Raw genomic sequence first — 5,419 nt, 5'->3', positions numbered from 1 at the left:
GCGCGGGATGCGCCGCGCCGTCGCCCAGGCAATGTCCCGGAGCCGCTCCGAGATCCCCGAGGCGACCGTGTGGGTCGATGCCGACGCGACCGAGCTCGTCGAGCTGCGTGCCGAACTCAAGCGCCGCGACCCCGAGAACACTCCGAGCCTGCTGGCGTTCATCGCGCGTTTCGTCGTGGCGGGCCTCGCGAAATTCCCCGAGCTCAACTCGCGGATCGAGACCGCGGCCGACGGCGGCCAGGAGATCGTCGCGTTCGACGGCGTCAATTTGGGCTTCGCGGCCCAGACGGACCGCGGGCTCGTGGTGCCGAGCATCCGCGGCGCGCACGCGCTGAGCGCGCGTCGCCTCGACGCCGAGCTGCGCAGGCTCACCGCCGTGGCCAGGGACGGCAAGGCCACGCCCGCCGACCTGAGCGGTAGCACGTTCACGCTCAATAACTACGGAGTGTTCGGGGTCGACGGCAGTGCGGCCATCATCAACTATCCCGAGGCCGCCATTCTCGGCGTCGGGCGGATTGTGGACCGGCCGTGGGCCGTCGACGGCCAGCTCGCAGTGCGGAAGGTCGTCGAGCTGACTCTCGTGTTCGACCATCGCGTGTGCGACGGCGGCACGGCCGGAGGCTTCCTGCGTTACGTTGCCGACGCCGTCGAACATCCGGGCAGCATTCTCGCCGACCTCTGAACGCCGTGGCAGAATCGGACCACTACGACCACCCTGAAGTGAAGGACGTGCGGCACATGGCTCAATGGCTCGATCTCGGCGGCGAGACGTACAGGCTTAGCCTCGAGCCCTTGCGGCTCAACGTCGGCCTCGTGGTCGGCTCCGAGCGTGCTCTCGTGATCGACACGGGCGAAGGCCCGCGTCAGGCGAGCCAGATCCTCGAGGCGGTGCGGGAGAAGACCGAGCTGCCGCTCGTTGTCGTCAATACGCACGCGCATTACGACCACTTCTTCGGCAATGCGGTGTTTGCGGCGGCCGGGGTCGAGGAGTTCTGGGCGCACGAGAACGCGGCGGCCACGATCGCCTCGGCCGCTGACCAGGCGCGAGCCGAGGTCGCCGACCGGGAGCCCGAGATGTCCGCCGGCGGGGGCGAGAACACGGAGATCGTGGTCCCGCAGGCGATTGTTCGTGACCAACCCGTACTCGTGGACCTCGGCGGCCAGACCGTGACGCTCTTTTACCTCGGGCGTGGGCACACGGACGGCGACCTGCTTGTCGGCACGTCCTCATCGCTGTTCAGCGGCGATCTCGTAGAGGAGGGCTATCCCGAGTTCAGCGACGCGTACCCCGAGGAATGGGCCGACGTCCTGCGGCACATCTCGGCTCTGCGCCACCGCTACGAGCACCTTGTGCCCGGCCACGGGGCGCTGTGTACCGACGTCGCAGTTCGCACGATGGCCGAGACCATGGCCACGGCCGTGCGGTCCGCTCGGCAGGCGACACGCGAATCGCCGAACGACGCAACCAAGGCCATCCCGATCCTCCCGTACGGCCCCGAACAGTCCCGTCTCTTCATCGGGCGACTGAAGGCGATCAGCAGCCTCCACTAGAGTTGCCTGCGGGGCCAGAAACGAAAGGGTCGTAATGGTCGACGACGGAACGCTGCAGGCTGGCACCGGGGACGCGGCGCCAAACGATAGCGTGGTGCCGATGACCCGTCGAGAACTTCGCAAGCTGCGCGAGGCGCAGGAGGCCGAACGAGGGCAGGGCCCCGCACCGGGGGAGGACCCCGCACCGGACGAGGACCCCGCACCGGAGGGGGACCCCGCACCGGGCGAGGACGCCGCACAAGACGGAGACGGGAAGGATTCGGTCCCCGAATCGCTTCCGCCGGAATTAGTGCCCGCCATGCCCGAGAGGGCGCCGGAGGTTCCGGAGCCACGGGCCGAGCCGTCTGAGGAGCCGGACGCCGAACGGCGCGACCCCGACTGGCCCGACCCTGCCTGGCGCGACCCTGCCTGGCGCGACCGTGATGGGCACGACCCTGAGGCGACTGAGCCCGGGGAGTATGAGCCCGACGTCGTCCGCCCTGAGCCCGCGCGCATCGGGGCGCGAGAATCTCTTGAGGGCGCTGAATCGCTCGAAAGCCTTGAGCCTGGTCCGCTTCCCCGGCCCGAGCCGCTCCCGGCGCTTGTGCCCGGCGAGCAGCCGGCAGGCTTCGTCAAGCCCGTGGAAGAGGTGACCGGGCTGCGCGGCTTCCGCGGATGGCTGCACCGGATCAGCGGCGGCGCGATCTTCGGGCAGTCAGCGGAGGAGCGGGCCGAGGCCGAGCTCGATCGCCGGATCCGTCGGGGCATCGGCAGCAGCCAGAACACCGCGTTCCTCTCCCTCAAGGGCGGGGTCGGCAAGACGTCCACCACGGTTGGCGTGGGCCTGACGCTCGCGGGCATCCGCGCGGGAAGCGTGTGCGCGATCGACGCCAACCCGGACGCCGGCGATCTGATCGAACGCGCGCTCGGCGAGGGCGCCTACGAGTCCGAACGCGAGCTCACGATCACGCGGCTCCTTCAGGACATCGGGGACGACGAATCACGCGACGCCCTGGACTCGTACCTCCACGAGTCCGCGAGCCTGCGCCTGCTCGCGGGGGAACAGGACCCCGAGCTCTCCGATTCGCTCACCGCCGAGGACTATCGCCGCGTCTATAACCTCGTGTCCCGCCACTACGGCGTCACGCTCACGGACTGCGGAACCGGGGTGAGCCGTCCGGCCATGCGCGGAATCCTCGAGAATGCCGACAACGTCGTGGTGGCCGCAGGGTTCGCCGTGAGCGGCGCCAAGCGGGCCCGGGACACCCTCGCATGGCTCGCGTCGCACGGCTTCGCCGAGCTCGCGCGCAACGCGATCGTGGTCGTCACGGACAAGGACGGCGTCTCGGCACGGGTCGACAAGGCTGCCATCGAGGCCACCCTTGGGGGCATGTGCCGCGTGCTCATCAGCGTCCCGCATGACAACGCGATTGCGGACGGCGATCTCATCTCGCTCTCCGCCCTGCGGCCCGAGACCCGGCGGTCCTACCGAGAGATCGCCGCCGCCATCGTCGACGGGTATCGCTAGCAGCACTTATCTTGGCGGCCCGAGCCGAAAGTCGAACGGCACGGCTGCCCCCAATAGCAGTCGTGCCGTTCGGCGGCCCCGAAGCGGTGTTTCGGCGGGCCGATTAGTCCAATGAATGGATATGGCACAGGCTAACGGCCAGCGGGGCGAGAGCGCAACGGGTAGATGGCTGAGAGCTTGCCGAGAAGGCTGTGAGCTTGCCGAAAGCTCGGGAAGCTCGGGGGTTCACTCTCGCCGGGCGGAGACAGCGAAGAGCCAGGTCGCAGCGATGGTCAGCAGATAGCCGCTGATGACGATGAGGGAGATGCCGGACCAGAAGTAATGAGTCGTGCTCGTGATCCCCGAGCCTGCCGCGAGTCTCATGAGCAGGGAGACCGCGAGGCCCGTGGCGCAGAGCCCCGCGAGCACGGGGAGCGCGAGCCACAGGCGTGAGGCGGCCCAGTGGCTCCCGAAGCCGCGCCACGAGTTCCAGCGCCCGCCGGTCCGCATGATGAGCCAGCCGGCCGGGGACATGATCGCCCCGACAACAAGGAACGCCGCGATGACGTCCGACGGGCGGTGCCACTGGTTCACGAGCGTCGCACCGCCCGAGAGGATCGCGAACGTTCCGCCCGCCCACGCGACGAACGGCCGCCACGAGGGTGACGACACCAAGAACACCGCCGCCGCCGCCGAGGCCGCGAGCGTCGTGTGGCCCGAGGGGAGCGAGTTGTCCATGAGGGTCTCGACGCCCCGGAACGGCCGCGTGAAGACGTACGCCTTGAGCACCTGCGTGGCCACGTTCGCGAGCGCGGCCCCCGCGAACGCAATGAGGGCGGCGGACCAGCGGCCCTTCGCGACGGCCGCATAGATCAACCCCCCGATGCCGAGGACGACGGCGATGGTCGGCAGGGCGTCCAGGAACCCGAGCGCCGCCTTCGCGGCGCGGCCCCCGTAGAGCTCGACCGCCTCGTCGAGCGCCGACTCGTCGATGTACTGGCCGGTCGTGGTGCGGACGAAGAACCAATACGTGCCCGCGACGCCCGCCGCGCACGCGAGCGCGGCGGCGAGGAACATCCCGGGACCCGCGACGGCGTCGCGCGGCGTTGTCCGGTGCTGGGTCGTCCCGTGCTGCATTGTCCCGTTCTGGGTCGTCCCGTTCTGCATTGTCCCGTGCTGCGCCGTCCCGGTCTGCGCCGTCGCATGCCGCGGCGGACTGGGCGGGTCGGGGCGCGCTCGGGTGGATGCCATGTCTTCAAGGGTGGCACACGCGGCTGTGTGCGCTTTCCCGGCTGGGCGACTCCCATTATCAGCTGGGTACTCCCAGTCCACTCCGCTAGGGTCGGGGATGATGGTCCAGGAATGGTGGGCGGCCTTCGTCCAAGGGTTTACACATACCGCGCCGCTCGTGGTGCCCGCGACCGAGCTCGTGTGGCTCGTGGTCGGAGCGGCGGCCCTGTGCGTCGTGCCGGTCCTCTGGCGCTTCTTCGGCCGCTTCGTGACGATCGTCCACGAGCTGGGCCACGCATTCGCGGGCCTTCTGACCGGCATGCGGGTCACGGGCATCACGCTCCGCATGGATCAGGGCGGCACGACCCAGGGCATGGGTCGTGGCCGTGCCGTGTGGTTCGGGTTCTGGGGCTACCCCGCGCCCGCAGTCGTTGGCGCTGCGCTCGTCGCCGCCTCCGCGGCCGGATGGGGCCGGGCCGCGCTCTCGGGCGCGGTCGTCGTGCTGCTCGCCGTGTTCCTGTTCATCCGGAACCTTCAAGGCGTCCTCATTCTTCTCGGCGCGATCGTCGCGGTGGCGATTCTCGTCGTGGCCGTGCCGCCCGACCTCCAGGGGCATCTCACGCTCGGGGTGGGGGCCGCGCTCGTGCTCGGCGCCATCCGGGACTGGTGGAACCTCGTGTCCGTTCATACGACGCGCCGCCGCGAGCTCGCGAGCTCGGACGCGTTCATCCTGGCCCGCAAGACCGGCGTCGCGTCCGCGTTCTGGCTGTTCTCGTTCGCCCTCGTGATCGCGCTCTGCGGCGCCGCGGCCTGGCTCGTCCTGAGGGTCGCCGCATGACGGGCTTTGAACCCGCCCTCCCGCCCGGTGCGCTCCCGCCGCTCGGGGAGCTCGTGGCGAGCGCCGCCGTCGTCCGCCTGCCCCTCACGGTTCGCTTCCGCGGCGTCCTCGAGCGCGAGGCGCTCCTGGTGCGCGGGCCAGCCGGGTGGGGCGAGTTCGCGCCTTTCCTCGAGTACGGCGACGCCGAGTCCTCGCGCTGGCTCGCCTCGGCGATCGAGGCGGCGTGGGAGGGTTTTCCGGCGCCCGTGCGGGAAAGCGTGCCCGTCAACGCGACCGTCCCGGCCGTCCCCGCGGCGCGCGTGCCCGAGGTCCTC

General features: G+C 70.2%; 5 protein-coding genes and 1 pseudogene. 5 read left to right on the top strand and 1 reads right to left on the bottom strand.

Features of this window, described 5'->3' with window-relative positions; genetic code table 11:
• From ACLN58_RS17235 to ACLN58_RS17225, 3 genes are all read left to right on the top strand, one after another.
• A partial coding sequence (locus tag ACLN58_RS17235) for a dihydrolipoamide acetyltransferase family protein (RefSeq protein ID WP_415856474.1) occupies positions 1-682 on the top strand: 682 nt, incomplete at its 5' end.
• A gap of 56 nt (positions 683-738) precedes the next feature.
• Positions 739-1,551, top strand: coding sequence for an MBL fold metallo-hydrolase (locus ACLN58_RS17230; protein ID WP_415856475.1), 813 nt, complete (start codon positions 739-741; stop codon positions 1,549-1,551).
• A gap of 100 nt (positions 1,552-1,651) precedes the next feature.
• Entirely contained in the window at positions 1,652-3,058 is a 1,407-nt protein-coding gene (locus ACLN58_RS17225) for a MinD/ParA family protein (RefSeq protein ID WP_415856473.1), read from the top strand.
• Between the two features lie 225 nt (positions 3,059-3,283).
• Here ACLN58_RS17225 and ACLN58_RS17220 read toward each other — a convergent pair whose 3' ends face one another.
• Positions 3,284-4,288, bottom strand: a complete 1,005-nt coding sequence (locus ACLN58_RS17220) for a phosphatase PAP2 family protein (protein ID WP_415856472.1) — start codon at positions 4,286-4,288, stop codon at positions 3,284-3,286.
• Between the two features lie 97 nt (positions 4,289-4,385).
• On the opposite strand from ACLN58_RS17220, the gene ACLN58_RS17215 reads away from it, so the two are divergent.
• Both ACLN58_RS17215 and ACLN58_RS17210 read left to right on the top strand, forming a co-directional pair.
• Positions 4,386-5,105 (top strand): M50 family metallopeptidase, encoded by a 720-nt coding sequence (locus ACLN58_RS17215; protein ID WP_415856471.1) that lies wholly within the window; start codon positions 4,386-4,388, stop codon positions 5,103-5,105.
• A pseudogene (locus ACLN58_RS17210) lies at positions 5,102-5,419 on the top strand (O-succinylbenzoate synthase); the annotation flags it as partial. The gene ACLN58_RS17215 and the pseudogene ACLN58_RS17210, both read left to right, overlap by 4 nt.

This window comes from Sinomonas sp. G460-2 (assembly GCF_047759905.1).
GTDB lineage: Bacteria > Actinomycetota > Actinomycetes > Actinomycetales > Micrococcaceae > Sinomonas.
Note: the sequence above shows the minus strand (reverse complement) of the source record. Positions and strands in the feature narration are given on the sequence as shown.